General features: G+C 45.6%; 17 protein-coding genes. 1 reads left to right on the forward strand and 16 read right to left on the reverse strand.

The features are described from left to right. Positions 1-34: 34 nt before the first annotated feature. Both PHS53_04050 and PHS53_04055 read right to left on the reverse strand, forming a co-directional pair. The gene (locus PHS53_04050; protein MDD5357291.1) at positions 35-334 is read right to left on the reverse strand and encodes a hypothetical protein; all 300 of its coding nucleotides are present in this window, start codon (positions 332-334) and stop codon (positions 35-37) included. Positions 335-340: 6 nt separating this feature from the next. Beyond that, positions 341-1,450, reverse strand: a complete 1,110-nt coding sequence (locus PHS53_04055; GenBank protein MDD5357292.1) for a hypothetical protein — start codon at positions 1,448-1,450, stop codon at positions 341-343. Positions 1,451-1,568: 118 nt separating this feature from the next. On the opposite strand from PHS53_04055, the gene PHS53_04060 reads away from it, so the two are divergent. After that, positions 1,569-1,931, forward strand: coding sequence for an HIT domain-containing protein (locus PHS53_04060; GenBank protein MDD5357293.1), 363 nt, complete (start codon positions 1,569-1,571; stop codon positions 1,929-1,931). Positions 1,932-1,993: 62 nt separating this feature from the next. Here PHS53_04060 and PHS53_04065 read toward each other — a convergent pair whose 3' ends face one another. The 14 genes from PHS53_04065 to PHS53_04130 form a co-directional block, all read right to left on the reverse strand. After that, entirely contained in the window at positions 1,994-6,151 is a 4,158-nt protein-coding gene (locus PHS53_04065; protein MDD5357294.1) for a PKD domain-containing protein, read from the reverse strand. A 184-nt stretch (positions 6,152-6,335) separates the two neighbouring features. Then, positions 6,336-7,475: a phosphoglycerate kinase gene (locus PHS53_04070; protein MDD5357295.1), complete on the reverse strand. Its 1,140-nt coding sequence runs from the start codon at positions 7,473-7,475 to the stop codon at positions 6,336-6,338. Positions 7,476-7,594: 119 nt separating this feature from the next. Then, entirely contained in the window at positions 7,595-8,359 is a 765-nt protein-coding gene (tpiA, locus tag PHS53_04075) for a triose-phosphate isomerase (GenBank protein MDD5357296.1), read from the reverse strand. 31 nt (positions 8,360-8,390) lie between these two features. Next, a complete protein-coding gene (locus tag PHS53_04080) occupies positions 8,391-9,833 on the reverse strand; it encodes a hypothetical protein (GenBank protein ID MDD5357297.1) in 1,443 nt (480 codons plus the stop codon). A gap of 6 nt (positions 9,834-9,839) precedes the next feature. Then, complete coding sequence (locus tag PHS53_04085) at positions 9,840-10,391, reverse strand: hypothetical protein (GenBank protein MDD5357298.1); 552 nt, start codon at positions 10,389-10,391, stop codon at positions 9,840-9,842. A 3-nt stretch (positions 10,392-10,394) separates the two neighbouring features. Further along, positions 10,395-10,877: a hypothetical protein gene (locus PHS53_04090; GenBank protein MDD5357299.1), complete on the reverse strand. Its 483-nt coding sequence runs from the start codon at positions 10,875-10,877 to the stop codon at positions 10,395-10,397. A gap of 5 nt (positions 10,878-10,882) precedes the next feature. Further along, positions 10,883-11,362 (reverse strand): prepilin-type N-terminal cleavage/methylation domain-containing protein, encoded by a 480-nt coding sequence (locus PHS53_04095; protein ID MDD5357300.1) that lies wholly within the window; start codon positions 11,360-11,362, stop codon positions 10,883-10,885. Beyond that, positions 11,362-12,591, reverse strand: coding sequence for a type II secretion system F family protein (locus PHS53_04100; GenBank protein MDD5357301.1), 1,230 nt, complete (start codon positions 12,589-12,591; stop codon positions 11,362-11,364). The genes PHS53_04095 and PHS53_04100 overlap by 1 nt, the downstream gene beginning before the upstream one ends. A 10-nt stretch (positions 12,592-12,601) precedes the next feature. Continuing rightward, positions 12,602-14,359 carry a GspE/PulE family protein gene (locus PHS53_04105; protein MDD5357302.1) on the reverse strand — a complete coding sequence of 586 codons (1,758 nt, stop codon included), beginning with the start codon at positions 14,357-14,359 and terminating at the stop codon, positions 12,602-12,604. Between the two features lie 14 nt (positions 14,360-14,373). Further along, positions 14,374-14,643: a GIY-YIG nuclease family protein gene (locus PHS53_04110; GenBank protein ID MDD5357303.1), complete on the reverse strand. Its 270-nt coding sequence runs from the start codon at positions 14,641-14,643 to the stop codon at positions 14,374-14,376. A 243-nt stretch (positions 14,644-14,886) separates the two neighbouring features. Then, positions 14,887-16,815 carry an SUMF1/EgtB/PvdO family nonheme iron enzyme gene (locus PHS53_04115; protein ID MDD5357304.1) on the reverse strand — a complete coding sequence of 643 codons (1,929 nt, stop codon included), beginning with the start codon at positions 16,813-16,815 and terminating at the stop codon, positions 14,887-14,889. Between the two features lie 114 nt (positions 16,816-16,929). Next, positions 16,930-17,139: a hypothetical protein gene (locus PHS53_04120; protein MDD5357305.1), complete on the reverse strand. Its 210-nt coding sequence runs from the start codon at positions 17,137-17,139 to the stop codon at positions 16,930-16,932. Between the two features lie 260 nt (positions 17,140-17,399). Next, a complete protein-coding gene (locus PHS53_04125) occupies positions 17,400-18,296 on the reverse strand; it encodes a hypothetical protein (GenBank protein ID MDD5357306.1) in 897 nt (298 codons plus the stop codon). A gap of 61 nt (positions 18,297-18,357) precedes the next feature. After that, positions 18,358-21,756 (reverse strand): hypothetical protein (locus tag PHS53_04130; protein MDD5357307.1); only part of this gene is annotated, 3,399 nt, incomplete at its 5' end.

Genomic DNA, 21,756 nt, shown 5'->3' on the forward strand with positions numbered 1-21,756 from the left:
CACCATTCAAAAACGCGATATTGGGAGAAAAAAATCACGAAGAAAGCTCGGATTGGAGATTTTTGATCCGAAGCGCATCCTCGAGCACCCTTTTCATCTTTTCTAGCTGCGACATTGCGTCTAGCGCTTCAGTTTGAATACCCGTGATTTGTTTTTTTTCGAGCGCTTCATCCTGCAGAGATTCCTCAAAAAAAGCCGAAGTTATTTTACTCTGGATATCTTCCGGGAAATCGCTAAAATGATCGGTGAGAAATTTCCGAGCCGCGTCTTCGCCTTCCGTGTTAGCAACAGCGAGAAATTTTTTGTACAACTCTCCTAATTTTTTTTCTGACATATATTTTTATACTGACAATTTCCTACTGCCTATAAGCGGGATAGAAAAAGTGGAATTGACCAGACTCCAAAATCCTTCTTTTTTCTTCTCCTCTTCTTTATTAATTCTTTTTTTCTTGAATTCTTCGAAACGTTTTTCTTTTTCCCCTTCGTCAAGCTTTTCCCAACCGCTAATCCCTCTTTTTTCTGTCTGCCACTCTTCATTGAATTTCTCTTCGGTCAGAGCAGTCGCCATCGCGCCAGAAAAAGATTGTTTTCTTGTTATCTCTGGCGATTTTCCCGAAATCTCTCTGGAAACCGCGGACCGAACAGAATCGTTATTGGAGATGGTAAAGTCCAAAGCATCCCCTATCATCTTCATCCTTTGATCAAGCTCCAAGACGGTGTTTTCAATGTCGCCACGGTTAGCATCAAGCTCGAACGCCTTCTTTTCTGAAATAGTCCGGAATGATGCCAAATCAAGAGCTGTTTTAAGTTTGCCAAATTTTTCGCGTACTATTTTTTGCAGAGCTTTGCTTCGCTTATCTGGATCTTCTATAAGCATTGCTTCGCGATAACTATCCTGGTTAACCCCATATTTCTTCACTGTCTGTTGAATTCTTTTTTCAGCTTCCTTCAATTCACCTCCTTGAAATTTCGCGAGATTATCAAGATAAACAGAGATACTCTCAAAATTTGACGGGTCTGTATGAGCAAGTTCTCCAATCTCTTGTTTCAAAATATGGGTAACTTTGTCCGGACCAACAAGACCAATGATTTTCTTAAGTCCAGGAGAATGATAAGCGAGCCTCGCTATGAGTTCAGGAGTAATGGAGCCAGCAACCTCGGCAGCTCTGTTCGATACCTCGTTAAAATAGATGCGAAATTTTTCTAATTGCTCCAGATCTTTTCCTTCGAGTTTCCCTTCCGCCAGCCTCTTCGAAAGTTCAACAGTTTCCTCGCCCTCTTTTTCAAATCTTTCGAGCATCGCCCCAAACAAATGGCTTCTTTCGGGATCGCGCAAAATCGCAGTAATATCTGGACCAGTCTCGGCCTTATGTAATGAAGGATCTTTCGCTTTTTCAGTCTTTCCCTGACCCGCCTCTTTCCCCTTCTTGTATGAATCAAAAAAAGACATAGTTTGGAATAATTGAATACAGGCTTATGATTCAATCATTATAGTGTCGGTAAAGGTGGGTGTAAAGCACATTCTCCTTAGTTTCCATTTTCTTTTTCTCCCTCTATAATATATACCTATGGAAGACGATTGCATCTTTTGCAAAATTGTGAAAAAAGAGATCCCCGCTCATATTGTCTACGAGGACAGTGATTTTCTGGCTTTTCTAGATATCAACCCCCAATCCCCAGGACATACACAAGTTATCCCCAAGAAACACTACCGATGGGTATGGGATGTTCCGAATGCGGGCGAATATTTCGAGTTGGTAAAAAAAATCGCTCTGACGCAAAGAAAAGCATTCAATACAGATTGGATTCTCTCAAAAATAATTGGTGATGAAGTTCCTCATGCCCACATCTGGGTATTTCCGAATGATAAAGTAAAAGGCGATAAAAAAGATCTTGAGGGAAACGTGCAGAAGCTTCGAAAAAAACTTTAGAATCAAAAGCCGCGGCCTTTTTAAGGGCGCGGCTTTTCCATTAGCTTTAGTAATCTAATTGATTACGGAGCGATTATTTTTACCGTAGTGTAGCCAAATTTAGTTGCTGTTCCGTTTGTACCGGGAACTGAAGCGATGATAGCCGCAGACCCAATAGGATCATTAGCATCTGAAGTGAAAAGTCCGTTAGCATCAATCCTGTGGGTACTAGTTATATTTGTACTCCAATGGACAGCAGTTGAAAGAACATCTCCGTTTGCATTTTGAACCACAGCAGTAAACTGCTGGGAACCGCCCCGCGATACTGAAGGACTGGTTGGCGAAATAGAAATTTTCGCTACCGTCTGACTTGAGTCGGCTACCGGAGGCACGGGTGTTGGAGTCGCGCTTCTAACTGGAGTAGGAGTTGGCGTGCTGCTAGACGGGGTTGGATTCGCGACAACACCATTCGAAGCAATGGTCAGAGTGAGAATAGCACTCCCTTTCCCTGTCGCATTTGTCGCAGTGATAATGAGACGATATGTTCCGGCACCAGTCGGAGTACCTGAAATAACTCCCGTGGCTGTATTCACGCTCATCCAGGATGCCGGATTCGTAACACCAAACCCCGTAGGATTATTGGAAGCGGTGATCGGGTAACTCCAAGCTTGTCCGACAGTCGCGCTTGAAGAAATGTTGCTTGTAATTTTTGGCAACGAACCAGAGACAAGAGAATTTACTGTCGGCGAATTTACTGCTGGCTCGGCTCCCGCGGGAATATTCGGAGTTTGAGGAGTATTGGTATGAGTAGTTTGTACCAAACTTGCGTCATTCGTTACAACAAACTCTACTGAATCTGTGATCCCTTGTTGCGGACCAGTCTTTACCGATACCACATAACGTCCAAGCGTACTGCCGACATGAAGAAGTCCTGTTGCTTCATCAATCGCGCCGCCGCCGTTTACACTCCAGTGCTTTGCGGGCTGAGGAACAACCTGCACCCCAGAGATATTTGAGGCAATAGCGTTGAATTGATAATCAGAATTAGCAAGGACCGCTATTGATACGCCATTGTTGGGACGCATAATATTGACCCGAACCACGTCATCGTGACCCAAGACTTCCAGAATACCGGTTCCTGTCACTCCTTGCGCGCTCGCGGTAACCGTATACTCGCCGGGAGTTTCCGCGTGAACCGTGTGAATTGAAGTAAACGTTGCCCCGCCATTGACGCTCCAATTGAAAGAGATATTCGCTGATGTTGTCATCGGATTTCCCCGCTGATTCAAAGCGACGGCATAATATTGCTTGCCGATAAGTGGTTCAGTTGCGGGAGCAGGATAGGTTGTCGCGAATGGAGGATGAATAGCAATAGTGGTAAATTTTTCGGCTTCAGCGGTTGCAGTTACTGTCACATCGCTCGTCACAACATGGCCAGCGGTATCTTTTACATGAGCCTCAAAAACATACTGTCCGGGTCCGCTCATAATAGCTTCCAAATTTTTCGCATCATGACCGATTGGACTTGCGTATATTACCCGGCCAATGGAATCAACGAAATAAAACATTGCGTGAGCTCCTGAAGGCACACTTTTCACCGTCCAGTAATAAGTAAGACTCGGCTCTCCCTTGTCGTCTGCTCCCGATACATGCAACTGCGTAGTATTGTCAGGAGTAGTAGAGGGAGAAGCGCTTGCTGGTTCAGCAATAGTTGGAGGAGTATCAGCTACAGCTGCATCTACAGTGGCCTGACTTACTGTACTCACAGCAAAGGTAAAGTCACCCGCGCTTTGCGCTCCGGTAGCATCTATTCCATAGAGGGCAATATTGTAAGTCGTACCGAGAACTGCGTCCCATGACACTTGACCCGAATGATATACCCCGTTCGTCGGCTTTTCATCAGCCACAAGTGAGAGGGCGTTGACCGCAGAGCCGGTAAAAATAGATACCATCGTGGCGAACCTGCTTCCCGCCGTATCAAGGACCATATGGGCATTCGCTGGAGCAGTCCATCGATACCAGACAGACTTTTTGGTTCCCGCAAGTCCTGGATATTCTGCTGGCTCTCCGGCTTCAGAGGTAGCACCAACATTGCTTCCCGCTCCTGTTGGTGTTGCGCCCGAGAGCACTGTCGCATTCGCGAAGTTATCATTTGGAGGAGTGCCCGAAGTAACAGCTATCGTTTTTGATGCTGATTGAGTTTTCCCTCCTTTTCCGTCATACGCGGTGACTGTTACTGTATATGTGCCGGGTACGCTATACATTTTACTCACGCTCGTTGCGTTCGCGTCAGTACTGTACGTACCGTCGCCAAAGTTCCACGAAAGAGTAACGGGATCTCCATCAGGATCGCTTGCTGTTGCCGTAAAAGTCGCGTTTTGATACGCCGCGACAGAATCAGGCACAGTGATAACGGGAGCGTTTGGATTTTGATTGCCGGGAAAACTGCCGAATTTTACACTCATATCAGCAGAAGGCGGAGTAGTGCTATTATCCCTTCTAAGAAGCGTGAAGCACACACCACCATCAGTGGTATCTTTGTCGCAGAATGTTTCTCCCGGAAGAAGAGCTGCGGCACTGCTATCAGGAAAGAGATGTCCGATAATCGTCTTCTTCATCGATTGGTGAGTAGTGACCAACGCCGAGCCCTCGATATTGGGAGCGGATGTAAAATAGAGCATAACGCCGTTTGAGGTGAAGAAATTCGGCGCCGCTGACATATTAATAACAGTCGAGCCGAGAACGGTATGAATATTTCCAAGGAGTCCGACCATGTAATGGCGAGTCGCGTCTTTTGTAACATCCAGCGCATACTTTACCCCGCTCTTCGCGCCTTGGTCAGAAGCATAAATACGATAGGTGCCGCCCGAGTTTGAACTTGGAGAAAGAGAAGTGATTTGTGCAGGGTCAATCCAGTGCGCTACCGCCTGTTCGGCAACATTGAAACCTTTTGGGGGTATGCCAACAGTCATATTGCCGCCTTGAATGTCATTTGGATCTCCATATTCCATAGCATATCCGGAACCAATGACTGCTCCATCTTGATCATTTTCAAAGTTTGCATGATTCAAGCCGGCGTTGTGTGCCAATTCATGGATGAAGGTCGCTTCGTCGCCGCTCACGCGCCAAGAAGTTTTCCCCCCGACAACAGCAAGCCCCGCACAAGCACTGATAGCTTGATCGGCGTTAAAACGATAAGAGACAAAGTCAAACTTATTAGGATCGAAGCCAGCCGCTATAGCTAATTTTTTAGCATCAGCAGAAGCGAGAGAAAATCCGTTCTTCACCGAAGCATAATAAGACGCAGATTGAGGGAGTACGAAAACTTGAGTGACGGTCGGAATGATAGTAAGCCGGCCGAGTGTCTGTCTATTAAGCTCTGCGCTCCAGGCTTTCAAATTTGCAAGTTCGGTAGCAGGATCTTCTGGAATGCCGCTCGGCTGTTCAGGATATTTAAAAAGAATGTCGAGATAGGTGTGAGTCCCCGTGCTGTGAGCGGGGTCAATTCCAACACCAGCAGTAGCTTTCACATCTCCGGAAGTAACCGCCAGACCATGCGCAAGCGAATTAAGAACATTTTGAGAAATCGGAGCGACGACAAGTATCCCGCCCTGCATAAGGCCGGTTATAGTGACTTGTACCGTGGAATTTATTTCCGGCGCCTCTCCGGTAAATTGAAGGGGTTGTTCGGTACCATCAGAAAGAAGGAGGAAGTATTGATCAGCAATTGGATCATTTGGGTCTATCGAGTCGCTGTGGATCTTCTCAAATTTTCCAGTAAGAGTTACCTGCGTCCCATCCGCCGCCACTATAGCAGCAACCGCAGATGGCAAACCGTCTATATCGGAAGGAGTAAAAGCTGAATGAATGGCGCGGTAAGGATCCACATTCATAAGGTCAGCGAAAAGCGCCTGGTGTTTTTCGACGAGTGAAGAGATACTGCTCATTATAGAAGCTGAATTCAGCTCCCCTTCAGGAGAAGATAGGTACTCAGAAAAAGCGAGCAATTCCTGCTTTACGATATCCAAATGTTTGGAGATAAGGGCGGGATTTTTTGACGTCTCTTGTATCGGAGCAAAAGAATCCCCGACAAGCCTTTCTGTAACTTGGGAGATAGTTTGAAGGCTAAAAATGAGGATGAGGATGAAAATAATAAAGTGCACCAAAGAGCTCTTCGGATTTTTGTGCCACGAAGCATACGAAGTGTGATTTTCCTGAAGCGTAGTGTGAAGTATTTCCATTTTTGTTTTCTTATAAAACTAATAATTTTCTAATAATGCAAAAGGCACGCTTTCGGAAGGAATCGTTTTTACGATTACTCACGAGAACGTGCCTCTCTCTTACGTTCTATATTACTCTCCCGCTAAACGTATGAAAAGAGTCTAAATGTGGATAACTTTTCTAAATTGAAAAAATCCCGAAATTTCAAGCTTTTTCTAAAGCTTGAATGCCCGGCAAAGTCTCATTTGCAAGGAATTCAAGCATCGCTCCGCCCCCCGTCGAGACGAAAGAAAATTTATCAAAAAGATCGAGCTCTCGGATTGCCGCCAAAGTATCTCCCCCGCCAACAATCGCTTCCACCCCGCTTTTCACAATCGCTTTCGCGAGAACGAACGTCGGCTCCTTGAAACCTTCTTCATATTGACCGAGCGGACCATTCCAAAGAATGAACTTTGCTTCTTTGATTTTCTTTTCCAAAATTTCATCTGTCTTCGGTCCAGCGTCCGTCATTTTTTCCTCTTTTGAAACCGCGTCAGGCGCTTCCACAGAAATTTTTCCCGCATTCTCCACCGTCACATCCTCCGGCAAGATGAGTTTTGGATTCTGAAGTATCGAAGAAAAATCAATCTTTTCTTCCGAAACCAAAGACTTCCCCGTCTCGTATCCTTCCGCTTTGAAAAGATCGTTCGCAAGTGCACCTCCGATGAACACTGTATCAGCGAGTTTTAGAAATTTCTCTACAAGAGGCAATTTGGTTGAGAATTTTGCTCCAGCAAGAATGAAAAGAAATGGATGCGGAGGGTTGAAAGCTCTCGAAAGATTTTGTACTTCTTCTTCCAAAAGAAGTCCGGCGAACGAAGGAAGATATTTTGGCACTCCGACGATAGATGCGTGGGCGCGATGAGAAGCGGAAAACGCTTCGTTCACATAGATTTCTCCGAACTCTGACAAGTCTTTTGCAAATTTTTCGTCATTTGTTGTTTCACCTTCATATCTCCTCACATTCTCTAACAAAAGAAAATCTCCTTCAGAGAGATTATTATAAATATCTTTTGCTGATTGATCGTAAATATCTTGCGCGAATGAAATTGAGAAAGTTTTTTTCAAATATTCAAAAACGGGGAGAAGCGTTTTCTCGGTGCTTTCAATGTGACTCATAAGCACAACTTTTGCTCCTTCTTTTTGCAAATACAAAAGAAGCGACAATGTTCTCTCTATTCGATAATCATCCGTAATACTATTCCCAGAAACAGGAACATTGAAGTCGCACCGGACCAAAACTTTTTTTCCTTTTAGCTGTCCGGCTTCTCGAATAGACTTCATCCTGTTAGTGAAAAATGGCATCGCTCTTTGGAGCGGCTATGCCATTCTCATTATTTACCGCTGTTAAATTCAACCGTTTCATATTTTTGAATATTTTATGATTTGCTCCAATGCCATTTTCTACTACGGGACTTCATTGATTATTTGGATGCATTAGCAACTTTTAAAATCGTACCGAAATTTTTGGGGTTGAGAGATTCTCGTCCAACCAAAAGCCCGTCTACTTCTCCTGCGAGAAGGAGAAGCTCCACATTTTCTGTATTCACCGTGCCTCCGTAAATAACAGGAATTTTAACAACAGCGCTCGGGCCAAAAAATTCTGAAAGGACTTTCCGAATATAAATTTTCATTTGGTGGAGGTCTCTCGGTAAAATTGCATTCTCCGCTCCGATCGCCCACACAGGTTCATATGCAATAAGCATATTTGGCAAAGCTTTTTTCGAAACGCCTTGTAATCCTAAATGAATTTGACTCTTCACGAATTCGAGAAAATGCCCGTCGTGGCCGCGTTCTTTTTCTCCAACACAGAAAATCACTTTAAGCCCAGCGCCCAAACTCGCGAGAATCTTTTTATTAATTAGATCGTCTGTCTCGCCGGCATTTCTCCTTTCGGAGTGACCGATAATGATATATTCCGCACCGGTATTTTTAATCATAAGAGGAGAGAGAAAACCCGTATATGAACCGCTCGATTCAAAAGAAGAAGTATCCTGAGCGCCCAAAACAATATCGCTTCGGGAAGACTTTGCGACAAGGTCGGAAAGATAGAGAACGGGAGGACAAATTACTGTGTTTACTTTTTTACACTCGGAGGCAATTTTTTTTATTTTCGAGAAAATCGCCCGAGCTTCAGGAAGAGTCTCTGGGTTCATTTTCCAGTTGCCGATAACAATTTTTTTCGCCATAACGTTCATTGTAGCACGTCTGGACAAAGAGCTAAATCTCGCGCCATTTTTTAATTTTCCAAGTCCCCCCGGGCCCAGAAGTAAACAAAGTTTGGGCAAGTCCGATAGAATAGATAACTTCGGTGTTGTTAATAAGAGTAAGTTTGTAAGCGGTCACCTCGCGTAGCGCTACGTTATTTTCGAGCTTGATCTGGCCATGTGAAGCATACGTCAAGAGATTTCCAGCAGCGCCGTTTACAAAATCCATTGCCAGAACAGAACCGCCTTGTTCCGCGCTCTTATTCATTGAAATAAGCATTACGTATGAATCCGCATTTCCTGTCGAACCGTAAAAATTCGAATTCCCAGTGGCAACAATTTTGCTGGATGTAGTCTGCGCAGAGGGATTGTCAGCGATAACAGGAACACTCTTATCTCCAACTGGATCAGCTACTTTCATCTGCACTCCTGTTCCCCCGGTACCACTGATTGTGATGTTCCCTGTGACCCACACTGCTCCAGCGACTATAACCGTCGTACCATTTCCACTTATGGTCAAATCGCAAGGAATCTTTTTCGGTCCTATAGTCACATTTGAGGTTATCGTATAGCTTCCATTTGTGCAGGTTGCGGTTCCCCCGGCTGCCGCGTCGCTCTCCCATTGGCTTATGAGACTGTCGGGAATTGGAAAATCTATAAGTGGTTGGTCGGCACTTCCCGGATGAGTTGTCCCAGAAATAGTTGAATTCGTAAAAGTTGAAGCATAATAAGCGCTTCCGCCAATAGTCGTGTGATCAATCGAATGAGCATAAAGACTCGAACTTGCGTGGACGTCGCTTATAAAACCAGAGGGGCCAGCCGAAACTGCAGAACCTTCAATAAAATTATAGCTGTTGGGATTGCTACTCCCGCCCTGAATAATACCGTTCGAATATACATTGCCGAGGACAAGAGAACCGTTATTCATATAAAGCCCTCCAACACCAGTCTGTACGCCGAAATTAAAAGAGAAACCATCTGTAACCGTAATATCTTTCACGACTGTTCGAATATAATTAGAAGCATTACCGCTTGCGGTAATTTCCTCTTCGTTTATGCCCGTTGTTGCAAGTGTGACCGTGGTTGTCGCTGTGCCAAGTACCAGCGTTTCCGGAAACGACGTCGTAAGATTATTTTTAATTCTATAGTACGCATCCTCACTTCCCGCTTCTGCGGCAAAATAACTCTGCCGAGATAAATGTAGTCCCACTACAATGCGGATTTGGCGGATAACAGGGGTGGTGACGCCAAGCACAATCACCAAGGCGATGAGCATAAAAAATATCACGGCAACCATAACCGCTTGCCCGCGCACCAAGTTTGATTTTTTATAATTCTTCCGAGAAAAAAGTTCTGAAAAATATCCGTAATTCTTTTTCAAAGCTGGCAAGATAAAACTTGGTGCATGGGCTTGCCCGCGCTTTCTCGATATTTTTTTGTAATTGTATAACTTCATTGATGTTTATTGGAGAGGATAGGAACCTCGAAGTACGGCAGTGTCCTGGAAAGATGCTTGTTTGTAACTTGTGCTTGTACCGCTTTCAACCGTCATTGAAATTTTGACCGCTTCCGAGAGCGACGTGGTAACTCTCTGGAAGGTAAGACTGGTGACCCGGGCAGAAGAGCGCGTCAGAGCTCCCTGATCCGTGCCATTCTCTTTTACGTGAAGCGTCTGACTTGTCACGAAAAATTGCACGGTACTCGTAGCTCCGCTCGCATTCGTAGTATTTAAAAGAAGCACTCCTGGCGAAGAGTTGAGAGTACTCCCCGATATGTCGATGCTTTTTGCGTCGTGGATCTCCCGAGTCATCCGCTCAAATCCATCAATCGCAGAATTTTCTACGTTGCGCCCGGATTGAAGAAGTCGGAAAGAGCGAGAGAAAGCAATCATAGCAGTAACAACAGCTGTCAAAAGAATTACAAGAATGAAAATATACACAAGTGTCTCGATGAGAGTCGCTCCCCCCTTTCTCTGTGCTTCTTTTCCTTTTTTACGAAAAAATAAAATGGGCATACATTAATTGCTAAAAATATTTGTAAGATAGGTCTGAATGGACTCTGTTGAGGTAGCGTTATGATCTTTCCATGAAACAGTCACGGTGAAAAGTTTTGTCTTAGGATCAAGCGTTCCGCTTCCCGCTATATCCTGCGAACCATTCCGATACACATTCGAAATCCTGAATTTTCTATAGAAAATAGAATTTATGACGGAAGAAGTCGTAGTTGCCGTGTAACTCGTGCCATTAAAAGTAAGATAATAGTCTGTATTTGTCGAAAGAGTCTGGATGTTTGCCGTCCACCCGCCGTCACGGAGCAACCGTATCGCCTCCAACCCTTCTTCTTCCAAAAAAGTCGCTTGAATTTTCGAAGTGTTCGCAAGCGAGGCTTTGAGTATGAGAGAGAGGGCGGTAGAAAGTCCAAGCAAAACTACGAGAAAAATACTTGCCCCGATGAGGACCTCCACCACTGTTATTCCTTTTTGAATTTTGACGTTCGACATAATAACTATTGTATTTGAGAGAGACCCGTACCGGCAATAGAAATGATTTTTGTCGAAGATGCTCCCGTGAGAGAAAGCGTGACGGTGCCCGAAACTGAGGTTTTTCCAGAAAGTCTCTGGAAAACAACGTTAGACGTCCCGCCCGTCAGGCTTATTGTACTTATCTGTACGCGGGGATTGAAGATCACTGAAATGTTGGAAGCGTTTCCCGAACTATACGTTGCACCGGTGAAAAGAGTGGCTTTCGTGGTTTCAAAATGCACTCCATACTGGGTAGCTCCTTTTGAACCAAGGGTGTCCGCGCGGGCTTTTTCTAGAAGCGACAAAACAGAAAGTGTGTCCGTTTCTAACGTCTTACTCTGGCGTAGGGAAGAAAATGAAGAGAATGTGAGGGACGCGATAATTGCGAAGATGGCAATGACGACCAAGAATTCAAGAACGGAAAAACCTTTTTGAGCGGGAAAATTGTTTGAAAAAAGTTTCATTATGAAATATGACTAACCAAAGAATAAATCGGGGAAAGGATTGAAACAGCGAAGAATCCTACGGCCACTCCGACAATGACCATAAGAAACGGCTCAATGATTGTGGACATATCCTTCGTCTTTTGATCAACGTCTTCTTCGTAAAAAGCTGCCACCTCAAGAAGCATTTGCGAAAGTTTTCCCGTCTCTTCCCCAACAGAGACCATTTCTGCGACAAAAACAGGATAGAGTTTTTCCTGCGCAGAAAAAGCGCTAGAGATGCTCTCGCCTTTCTCTATTCGTATCTCGGCAGCCTTAAGCACTGCTTTGTAATATGAATTTTGAATAACATCGGCTGTGATAGAGACCGCGCTGATTACTTCCACACCCGCAGAAAGAAGAGAGGAAAGAGTCCGGGTCGTGCGCGCGGAATTTACTTCTCGAGTCAAAGTTGCAAGAAAAGGAAAATGGAGAAGAATAAAATCCATCATCCGTTTTCCTGTCCTTGTTCTTAGGAAACTCACAAGAGTAATGACAATTCCAAGAAAGACCCCGAGAGAAAGCAGAAAATGATTGACCAAAACGTCGCTGATACCGATGATAATCCTTGTGGTCAAAGGCAGTTCTCCCCCAAGATCTTTGAAGGTGCTCGCGAGCGTCGGAACCACGAAGACGAACATAAGCACAGCAATGATCATCATCACGGTAACAATAATAGCCGGATAAATCATCGCCCCTTTTATTTTCTTCTGGAGAAGATACACTCTTTCAATCTGATTGGCGATGACTTTCAAAGATTCGTCGAGATTCCCGCTTTCCTCGCCGGCTTTCGTCATATAAATAAAAACGGGAGAAAACACTTTGGGGAATTTTTTCATTCCCTCGCTCAAGCTCATACCCCGGCTCACGTCGCTTCGAAGACTTGCCACCACCGTTTTGAGTTTTCCACTCTTGGACTGGCGGGAGATGACGTCCAAGGCGCGGGAAAGCGAGAGCCCGCCCTTCATCATTGCGCCCAAATTTCGGGCGAGCATAATCTGGTCGTGAACGCCCACAGATCCGAAAGAATCGCTTACGCGCGATACAAGTCCGGAAAGAGCATTATTGCTTTTCGAGACAGAATTAGCAGAGAATATAGTTTGGCCTTCTTTTTTCAAATCCCGGTACAAGGCAAATTTATCAGTCGCCTCTCGTTCTCCTTCGTATATATCTCCAGATATACTCTGTGCTCTAAAATGAAATGTGGGCATAAAAATAAATCTATTCAGACACAACTCTCAAAACTTCCTCGATCGTGGTAACTCCCTGCACTGCTTTAAAAATGCCGTCTTCGATCATCGTAAGCATTCCTTCTTTCTTCGCCTGATCTTCGATATCTTTCGCGGAAGCTCTCTTCATAACTAAATCTTTTATGGAAGCAGAAATTTTAAGCACCTCGTGGATACCAACTCTTCCTTTATAACCATCTTCGGAATCCGTGGAAGGTTTCGCTCTGAAAAAAGGTATTTTGTCCCAGGTGGCGGTCTTTGCCACAATTTTTTCTTCCCGAAGAATATCAAGCACGTGATTCATATCCACCTCCTTTGAAATGTCCGCGAATTCAGCCTTGCTTAAAAAATACTGATCTTTCTTGTCGCACAGTTTTCGGATGAGTCTCTGTCCAATGACGACATTCAATGTCGAAACCAAAAGGAACGGCTCGCATTTCATATCAAGTAGTCTCGGAATCGCGCCAGCAGCAGAGTTAGTGTGAAGTGTTGAAAGCACCAAGTGTCCAGTCAGAGATGCGTTAATCGCCAAGCCAGCTGTCTCGTTGTCTCGAATTTCTCCCACCATCACAATGTCCGGATCTTGTCGGAGAAGGGAGCGGAGCCCGTTTGCAAAACTGAAACCAATCTCCGGCTTCACCTGCGTTTGATTGACGCGGGGCATTTGATATTCGATCGGGTCTTCGATAGTGGAAATATTTACTGAAGCAGTATTCAAAATATCAAGCACAGTATAAAGAGTCGTCGTTTTTCCAGAACCAGTCGGGCCGGCGCAGAGAATCATTCCGGTGCGCTGTTTGGTGCCTGAATGAATTCTTTCCAGCCCCTCCCCATGAAAACCGAGCTTCTCCAAAGTAAAACCGGACTTCCCTTCTTTCAAAAGTCGCATCACAATTTTCTCTCCGAAATAGGTCGGTAACACAGAAACGCGAAAAGAAACTTTCTCGGCATTGGCCTCAACTTTAAAACGTCCGTCCTGCGGGAGTCTTTTTTCGTCGAGTTTCAAATTCGAAAGCACTTTGATGCGGGCGACGATACCGAGAGCAGAGTTCCGAGGAAGAACCATCGCGTCATGAAGAATTCCGTCAATGCGATAACGCACTAAAACTTCAGTTTCGAGTGGTTCAATATGAATATCGGATGCGTTTTGGATGATGGCGTGCTTGAGAAGGGTCTCGACGATCCTCACGATAGGAAGATCCTCTGCCATTTTTTTCAAATCGCTTTCTGTTGCGCCTGCCCCCTTGTCATCTGAAGGTGTGTAGGTTTGAATTGCTTCCGCTTCTTTTTGAATAATGTCGCCGAATTCCGCTTTCAAACTTTTCTGATACTGGAGAAGCGCGGATTTCATACTCTCAACATCGGTCAGCCGAGGCAAAATTTTAAGTCCGAGTTTCTTTTTTATAAAATCAATAACGGGAAGATCATCGGTATCGAGCATCACCACTTGGAGAGAGTCGCCATTTTTCTCAAACGCGAGAATATTATGATTTCGGGCAATCGGTTCCGGAATAAGCGAAAGGACGTCGCTCTCGATTTTGAGACCCTTGAGATCAACAAAAGGAATACCCATCATATAGGCTTGCACCCTTCTCCAATCATCATCGTTCAATTTCCCGGTCTTTATGAGCGCCTTGCTTATCGGAATTTTATCCGCAATGGCTTCTTCCTCTACCTTTTCGAAATCAGCTCGAGAAACAAGGCCCGAGTCGAGAATGAATTCTTTCAATTGTTTCTCATCAATGTGCATCCCGTAGTGAAATTTTAGTCTGTTAAATTTTTCTTGTACAAATATTCTTTGACTCTCCGTTTTAATAACCTACCACCTTGTGTTGTCTTTAAATATCGCTCTCTGCGAAAAGCGTCATCTTTATCGATACAAGCTTCGTAATAAACACATTTCCACGGCCGATATCGTTTTGTAGAAAAATTTAACCCTTGATTATGTTCTTCTAATCGTTTTCTCAAATCTGCTGTAAAACCAATATACCATTGTGCATTTTTCAAACTTTCGATTACATAAGTGTAGAACATAATCGGACTAAAATTCTACTACAGGATGCATGATTACGATTTTCCTTCTCTTTAGTATACCAAAAATAGAGAGACCCGTTTTCACCGTTCTGTGTACAAAATAGGCAAACCCCGTAGTGAAAAACAGCATCGATTTTCCTGCACATTTTGTGCAATGCTGTTTTCTACTACAGGGCAAATAAAAAGGCGGAAAGAACAACACGTGTCCAAACCGCCCTTAACAACAAAGAAACTCCATGCACCTTAGGGTGCATTTACCACGACTCTAAATCCATAATCACCAGCTCCAATGTCAGGAAGATAACTTCGGGTAGCTGACCGACAAGTCGTTGCGGTAGCCCACCAATACCCCCCGCGAAGAACGTGCGAAGGATACGCTGGATTGAATGCTGGTCCCTGTGGATCAGTCACCGCATCAGCTTGGTACACATCGAACCAATCCTGGCAGTACTGCCACACGTTCCCGCTCATGTCATACAGACCAAAAGCGTTTGGCAACTTCTGCCCGACAGGATGGGTTGTACCATAGCCAGGCTGATAGTCCGGCGTTGCCGAATTTGAATCATACCAGCCGATACTGTCCATAACAGGATCGTCATAATTGTTGGAAGAATCTCCGGCATAAAACGCCGTCGTCGTCCCGGCACGGCACGAATATTCCCATTCAGCTTCTGTTGGGAGGCGAACGTCCAATCCCGTCATAGCCTTGAGTTCCGCACAGAAAGCCTGGGCGCCTTCGAACCCCATTGTTTCAACGGGGTTTTCCGACCCGATGAAATGGCTTGGGTTATTCCCCATCACTTTCGTATATTGTGACTGAGTGACTGTGAATTTGCCCATAAAGAACGCGTGACTAATGGTCACCTGATGCCGAGGACTTTCTCCAACATCATGACCAATTTCAGTCTCCGGGCTTCCCATCATAAACGAACCCGCGGGAATGTGAACCAGCTCCAACTTGACACCGTTGCCGAGGTCAATTGAATTGATTGCGATATACACTCTGCCGACCGCGCTATCTAGCATTTCATTCTCCAATGCAATCGCCCGAATCATTGTCGTATTACCGACAGAGACTGGACTAGTGTACTGAAGCGAAGATGCTGTCGGCACACTCCCATCAGTCGTGTAATAGATTGTCGCGCCGGCTGTGGCGCAGGAGATCGTTACACTCTGCCCGCTTTGGTAAATACCTGTGGGCAGACTGAAGGTGGGAGACGCGACCTGAACAAGTTGAATAGTGTACGTTGCACTGGCTACCGCACTGTCGGAATAGATGTCCTTGAGCGCAATAGCTTTGATCGTAGTCGTCGACCCAAACGCGATCGCCCCGGTGTACACCGAAGACGAAGGCGTGGGAATGCTTCCATCAGTCGTGTAATAGATTGTCGCGCCGGCTGTGGCGCAATCAATCGTCACACTCTGTCCGGTGGTGTAAACACCTCCTGGCAGACTGAATGTGGGAGTGGAGACAGGAGACAAGACAACAGGCAGGCTGTTAAACACAAACCCGCTTCCAAATCTTGTGCCTACCGTGACCGTAACTTTTGCCGCTCCGCCGTTTCCTCCCGTGGTAAGAGACACAACATTTGTCTTCTTCCACGTGGGGTTTCCGTCTACGATATTACCGGCGATACCGGCGACATTCGTAACAGTCGCCTCTGGAGTCGTCGCAGCAATACCGATCTGGTAGACCTTGAATTGTACAGTCTTCCCCGACTTTCCCTGCACCTTCACTGATGAAGATTTTACGATAACGAGCGGACCTAACGTTTTCACGCGAAGCATCGCCGTTTTGATCTTCCCTCCAGAGTCCATGGCCCCAAGAATTACTGGAAGCCACTGCTGGTATTTTGCAGGATCAGCGACTGCTTTCTTTGCTTTCTGAAGCGCCTTCTTAAAAGCGCTGGCGCCTTTTTTGACGACAGGCAGAGAATCCGCTTCTGCTGCGCTCTCAAGAGTCGCCGCGAATGCAAGTGCGTCATCAACTTTTCCCGCGACAGCTTGTAAGTTGCCGCGGGAAAACATGTGGGTAACAGCTTCGGCAAGAGCGCCGTTGGCCGTGTCCAATTTCTGCTGCAACTGGTCGAGCTTGTCCGCGACATCATCGCCGCGAACCGAGACACCCGCGCACACAAAAAGCGCGAGAACTACAATCCGAATGGTTTTCATGGTGCTCCTTTCGAGCAATGAGTTCCTTGTCAAACAACTAGAAGTCAGCTCCAATGAGCCAGACAGTTCCAGTATCTATAGTACCACAAGAAAAGGAGGAGGGCAATAAGATTCCTACTTTGTCAATGAGTCAAGAATGGCCTTCTTTTGAGCCGCAGTTAAAGGAGTTGGGGTATTTTTCTCTGAAGTGGGGGCTGAAAGACTTTGCAGGACTTGTGCTTGCACTTTCATATCGACAGGAGCATTTGAAGAGCCTTTAAGGCTATCGAGGATTTTTTGTTGTTCTGTCCTTGCGTCTTCTATCTTTTTGTTAGAAAAACTCATCCACAAAAAGAATCCTACACTGATAAGCACGACGCAAAGAATTATAATTTTTACTGATGAAGAAGTCGAGTTCATGGGACTAGAAATTTTGTGATGCTTTTAAAAATGCTTTCTCCTTTTGATAGTTTTCTTCCTACACTTGCGTCTAAGATTCCCTGCTAAATTAGAAATTTCTGCGTCCCATTCCCTTTTGAATCTGCGATCAGACCCTTATTATTGTTCGGTGCGGTAAGAACGATTTTGCCGTAACTGCATTATCTTTATGGCTCGCAACACCTTAAATACATCACAGAAACATTATTCGTATTCTCATCTGAATTACAAGACATGGCTCCTTCATCTCCTGCAAGAACAGTACTGTCTGATGGTCCAGTTACAGATATAGGCGAAATATCAGAGCCCATCGCTCCCGCACCTGGCTCAATATTGTATGTGCCGAGTCCGCCATCATCACAACGAATAGCAATACCTGTCAGGCGTGTGTAAGTATTGATCGTTCCACTTGGAAGTCCGTCTGCAGCCGCAGCGTCACTACATTTCTTATGAAACCAATTATTTGCTTTGCCTCCGAGAGCTGGAGCTTTTGGCCTTTGAAAGTTAAAAGTCACGCACTTCAATTTTGCCTGCCATGCTGGAGTTCCATTCCCCGTTGTGTCGGTTAAAACCTTCCCCACTCCAGGGGTTCCTCCGTAAGTAGCACCGGCCGGCCAAGTGCTAATACAACCTGCATCAGCAGTAGCAGTATCACCGATACAGAATTTGGTGGCACGAGCATTGCCTTTCACCTGAAGCGGATCAGTCGGAGTAGCTGTTTTAACTCCAAGACTCCCATTCAGCACAACCGCATTCCCATTCTGTACATAAATACCATTCGTCGCTGACTGACTTGCCACGACAACACCGTTGGTAAAAGAACCGCTCCCAGTTACATCAAAATTCGCATGCGTACCAGGCACAGATGATTGTCCAAGAATAAAGTCTCCTAATCTTGCCTGTGCTAAAGATCCGACACTTACATACGTGCTCACATTGTTGGCTGTCGGAGTTCCACCAGTAGGACCCGTCCACGGTGACGCGTTCAAAGCTGTTGCTCCGAGGATGAGAAAGAGCGCGAGAGCGGAAATTTTAATAGCTTGTAAAAAATCTTTTTTCGTCATACGTTCGAATTTTTATCTAATAAATTTTTAATACTTTATTGCTATTAAGTATACTACATTTTTAACGCTCTACTCCCTTAGGGTCAATCACATTAGCCGAGCAGGGTATAAGCGTATCTGTTGGTGTGGTAACTGTGGTGCCGTCATCCAGTGTCGTTGTCACTATCGCATGAATTTTAAAATTAACTACTTTTGTTCCGGTAGCCGAATAGGAAATCGCATTGCTTGTGACAGAAGTGTTTGGACTGCAAGCCCCGCCTGCTGGATTTGTCAAAGATGGGATTGGGTTTCCGCCAGTTACAATCTCCCAAGAATAATCACAATGAGGAGGTAGAGCGGGAGGAACGGGCGCAGGGAGATTGTCCGTAGGAATGGAAACTACCCAGGAGAAAGGAACGGAGAGACCAGAAGAAGTCATTATCACGCTTTTATTGGGACAGGTCCCGACGAAAGCCTCTTTAACAGTCGCTGAACAACTTCTGTTGCCAGTCTCGTGTGTTACATTATCAGTCACAGTGACACTCACTGTCTTCTGAGGACTCGGCGAAAGCGATGTATAGGTAACCTGCGGAGAAGGATCGTCATAATTAGGATTTGCACCTGTTGTTGTTATACCATCGCCAGACCAACTATAACTGTAAGATCCCGAGCCACCATGCTGAATTGCGACCCAATTCATTGGAAGATTTAAGATCGGACTTGTAGGATTTGCCTCGCAATCTGTTACAGAAAGGGGTGTCGGAGGAGGGGTAGGAGAAGGATCTGCTGTAATAGTGCAGGTAGGATTGACCGAACCACCTGCGCTATCAGTTACTGTAACAAATGCTTGTTTTGGACCTGTTGTTGTATAAGTAGCAGTAACAGAAGGAGCATCTGCTGCTGGCGTGACTATACCTTCTCCAGACCATGCATAATGATAAGGAGCTGTGCCGTTAATAGGTGCAGTCAAAGACCATGTCACGGGAGTTCCGACGTATACCGTACCACTTGGACTTGAAGAACACGTAGTGCTGATCTGTGCAGGAATAGTTCCAGTGTAGTTTACATCCCAAAACTTTACCCAACCCAATCCCCCAGAACCAACACCAGCATTCCATCCGAAACCGATAAATTTCTTTGTTGTTCTGTTAAATGTCACTCCTTGCATGCCATAATCAGGAGAAGAGGTATTGGCAAGATTCGGATCCGGAGAGACGTGATTCGTCCCCGACAATTCGATCCAACCGTCGCCAGCGCCACCAATCATAGAAAGAGCTCTCGCCCAACCGGTAACTTTTCCAGTATTGAAATCAACTTGTGGCTGACAAGGAAGAAGAGGAGACGGAAGTGAGGTTGGACACCCAGAAGTCTGTTCAAAATCTATCCAACCGACAGTGTCACTCCACGCCTGGCCTGAAAAAGTTCCCATATTTCCGCTAACAGTGATATTGACTCCATAATCATGCGCTCCGCAAATACTTCCTCCACCAGCTTTTCCTGTCAAACAATTCATGCTCCCCCAACCAACACCTTCGTCATTCGCTGAGTTTGAATCCGATCCATCAGCCTCCCAAAGCCAACCGTTCACATTCGTTGCAACACCGAGGTCATCATCATTGCTTGTTACTGGAACATCAGCAACAGGAACGCCCGCAAAAACTCCACCGGCACTCTGTTGCGCAGCTCCTGTTTGGATAGTTGAGAATTGAGTATCGTTATTTGTTTGGTCGTTCACAGTGGTTACAGTAACGGTCGTTGAAAGAGTATTCGCGGGAATGAAAGCATTAGCTGGCACTGTAATTCGAGCTGTCGCAGGAACGGGCTGGCCGGGGGTCGCAACGACCGAAAGAGGGATGGTGACGGAAAGCGGAGAAGTTTTCGAAAGCGTTATCGTAAAGGTTGGATTCACACTCTGATTTACTCCCCCCGCTCCAGTCACTTCTGTCGTGGTAAGTGAAGCCGGACTAACTGTTATTGTTGCCGGGAACCAGCAAGCATCATTAGTACTAAGACCACTCACAAAATTATCAACGGAATTCGCGGGCGAAATTGCCGGAGTAAGAGCTGTACATCCTCCATAAGAAACATCTAGGTAACTCACACTCTTCGAACCGAAAGAGGGATTAATGAACCATTTTGTTGTTGGCGCGCTTATGGAAGGACGCAGAGAAATAAGACCTGCTGGTGAACCATCCGCTGTAAATTTGCCCAAAATTTGTATGGCATTTGCGTTGGAGCTCGTAAAATAGAAAAGTTTCGGTGTACCAGCAGGAGCAAGAAGCGTAAGATTATTGAAAGCTATTGGTGCGTAGAAAATAACTGAAACCGAAGCGTTGGAAGGATTCAAGGTAACTGTGCCAGAACGAGCCACGACTGCACCGCTATTGGTAAAATTTCCAGCGACAGAAAGCGTCGGAGTGGGGCTGTATGTTCCGGCGTCATAGCTGACTCCAGCGCTATTTAGAAAATCCCCTCTCGCAATGATCGCTCCTCCTGCGGTTTTTGTTCCGCTTCCAGAGAGCCAAAGATTGGCATACCCAGGCGAGACCAAGGGAGTAATCGTCTGATTTCCATTTGCATTGTAGTCTACGGTAGTACCCGAAGCGATGGTATAGCTAGCGAATGTAGGCATAGTACTTGCTTTCACTCTATAGATACCGCTGGTAAAAGTAAGTGACGCGCTTCCAGCGGTGATAGTCTTGCCCCCATCGTCAAAAAGAGCGTTCGAGACAAGGTCGCCAATGTAGAGCTTGGAGAGAGAAGGAATGTTCCCCGCCAAGGTGGCACCAGACCCAGTGGCATTAATTTTGAGCGTGTTGTAGCCGACACCTTGTACAGAACATCCCGAGCTTGTATAGTTGACGACATTATTTGACGCAGTTGCTGTGAAAGCATTAGTACTATTACAAGTATTAAGAGTGCTACCCGAACCCTGCGTCCACGTTCCAGTTCCTGAAATAGCGAGAATGTTGACCGCTCCAATATTGGTAATTGCGCCATTATTGGTAAATCCGGAGTTCATGGTAAGCCCTGTAGCGGCCATTGTGAAATTGCCTGCTCCTATAGTAACCGCGCTGGCAATTGTTCCACTGCCACCAAGAGTTCCGCCATTTGGAAAATAGAATGGAGATGGAATCCCGGCACGCAAGGCATACCCACCACCACCACCAAAAGTACCGTCTATCCCAGCAGTACCTGTAACTTTGACAGATGCGAAGCCTTTGCCCGAATGCAGAAGGAGGGTTGAACCAGCATTCACACCAAAGTTAGTTATTGTCAGGAGGTCATCAATATCGAGCGTTGCGTTGTTGTACACAGTCACATTACCGAGTGTCCTGCCTCCAGGAAGATCCATGTGAGAGTATGAACCGATAGTAACATTATCGCCATTTGCGGGGACACCGGAGGGAGACCAACATGCCGCATTTGACCAAAGATTTGTATTACATCCTATCCAAGTCTTCTCTGCAGCATGACTCGT

Source organism: Candidatus Paceibacterota bacterium, assembly GCA_028714635.1.
Taxonomy (GTDB): domain Bacteria; phylum Patescibacteriota; class Minisyncoccia; order Phycocordibacterales; family JAQTLZ01; genus JAQTLZ01.

Excerpts from the sequence above, each read along its gene's own strand:
- PHS53_04050 (MDD5357291.1), bottom strand. The coding sequence starts at position 334 with ATGTCAGAAAAAAAATTAGGAGAGTTGTACAAAAAATTTCTCGCTGTT.
- PHS53_04055 (MDD5357292.1), bottom strand. The coding sequence starts at position 1,450 with ATGTCTTTTTTTGATTCATACAAGAAGGGGAAAGAGGCGGGTCAGGGA.
- PHS53_04060 (MDD5357293.1), top strand. The coding sequence starts at position 1,569 with ATGGAAGACGATTGCATCTTTTGCAAAATTGTGAAAAAAGAGATCCCC.
- PHS53_04065 (MDD5357294.1), bottom strand. The coding sequence starts at position 6,151 with ATGGAAATACTTCACACTACGCTTCAGGAAAATCACACTTCGTATGCT.
- PHS53_04070 (MDD5357295.1), bottom strand. The coding sequence starts at position 7,475 with ATGCCATTTTTCACTAACAGGATGAAGTCTATTCGAGAAGCCGGACAG.
- tpiA (MDD5357296.1), bottom strand. The coding sequence starts at position 8,359 with ATGGCGAAAAAAATTGTTATCGGCAACTGGAAAATGAACCCAGAGACT.
- PHS53_04080 (MDD5357297.1), bottom strand. The coding sequence starts at position 9,833 with ATGAAGTTATACAATTACAAAAAAATATCGAGAAAGCGCGGGCAAGCC.
- PHS53_04085 (MDD5357298.1), bottom strand. The coding sequence starts at position 10,391 with ATGCCCATTTTATTTTTTCGTAAAAAAGGAAAAGAAGCACAGAGAAAG.
- PHS53_04090 (MDD5357299.1), bottom strand. The coding sequence starts at position 10,877 with ATGTCGAACGTCAAAATTCAAAAAGGAATAACAGTGGTGGAGGTCCTC.
- PHS53_04095 (MDD5357300.1), bottom strand. The coding sequence starts at position 11,362 with ATGAAACTTTTTTCAAACAATTTTCCCGCTCAAAAAGGTTTTTCCGTT.
- PHS53_04100 (MDD5357301.1), bottom strand. The coding sequence starts at position 12,591 with ATGCCCACATTTCATTTTAGAGCACAGAGTATATCTGGAGATATATAC.
- PHS53_04105 (MDD5357302.1), bottom strand. The coding sequence starts at position 14,359 with ATGCACATTGATGAGAAACAATTGAAAGAATTCATTCTCGACTCGGGC.
- PHS53_04110 (MDD5357303.1), bottom strand. The coding sequence starts at position 14,643 with ATGTTCTACACTTATGTAATCGAAAGTTTGAAAAATGCACAATGGTAT.
- PHS53_04115 (MDD5357304.1), bottom strand. The coding sequence starts at position 16,815 with ATGAAAACCATTCGGATTGTAGTTCTCGCGCTTTTTGTGTGCGCGGGT.
- PHS53_04120 (MDD5357305.1), bottom strand. The coding sequence starts at position 17,139 with ATGAGTTTTTCTAACAAAAAGATAGAAGACGCAAGGACAGAACAACAA.
- PHS53_04125 (MDD5357306.1), bottom strand. The coding sequence starts at position 18,296 with ATGACGAAAAAAGATTTTTTACAAGCTATTAAAATTTCCGCTCTCGCG.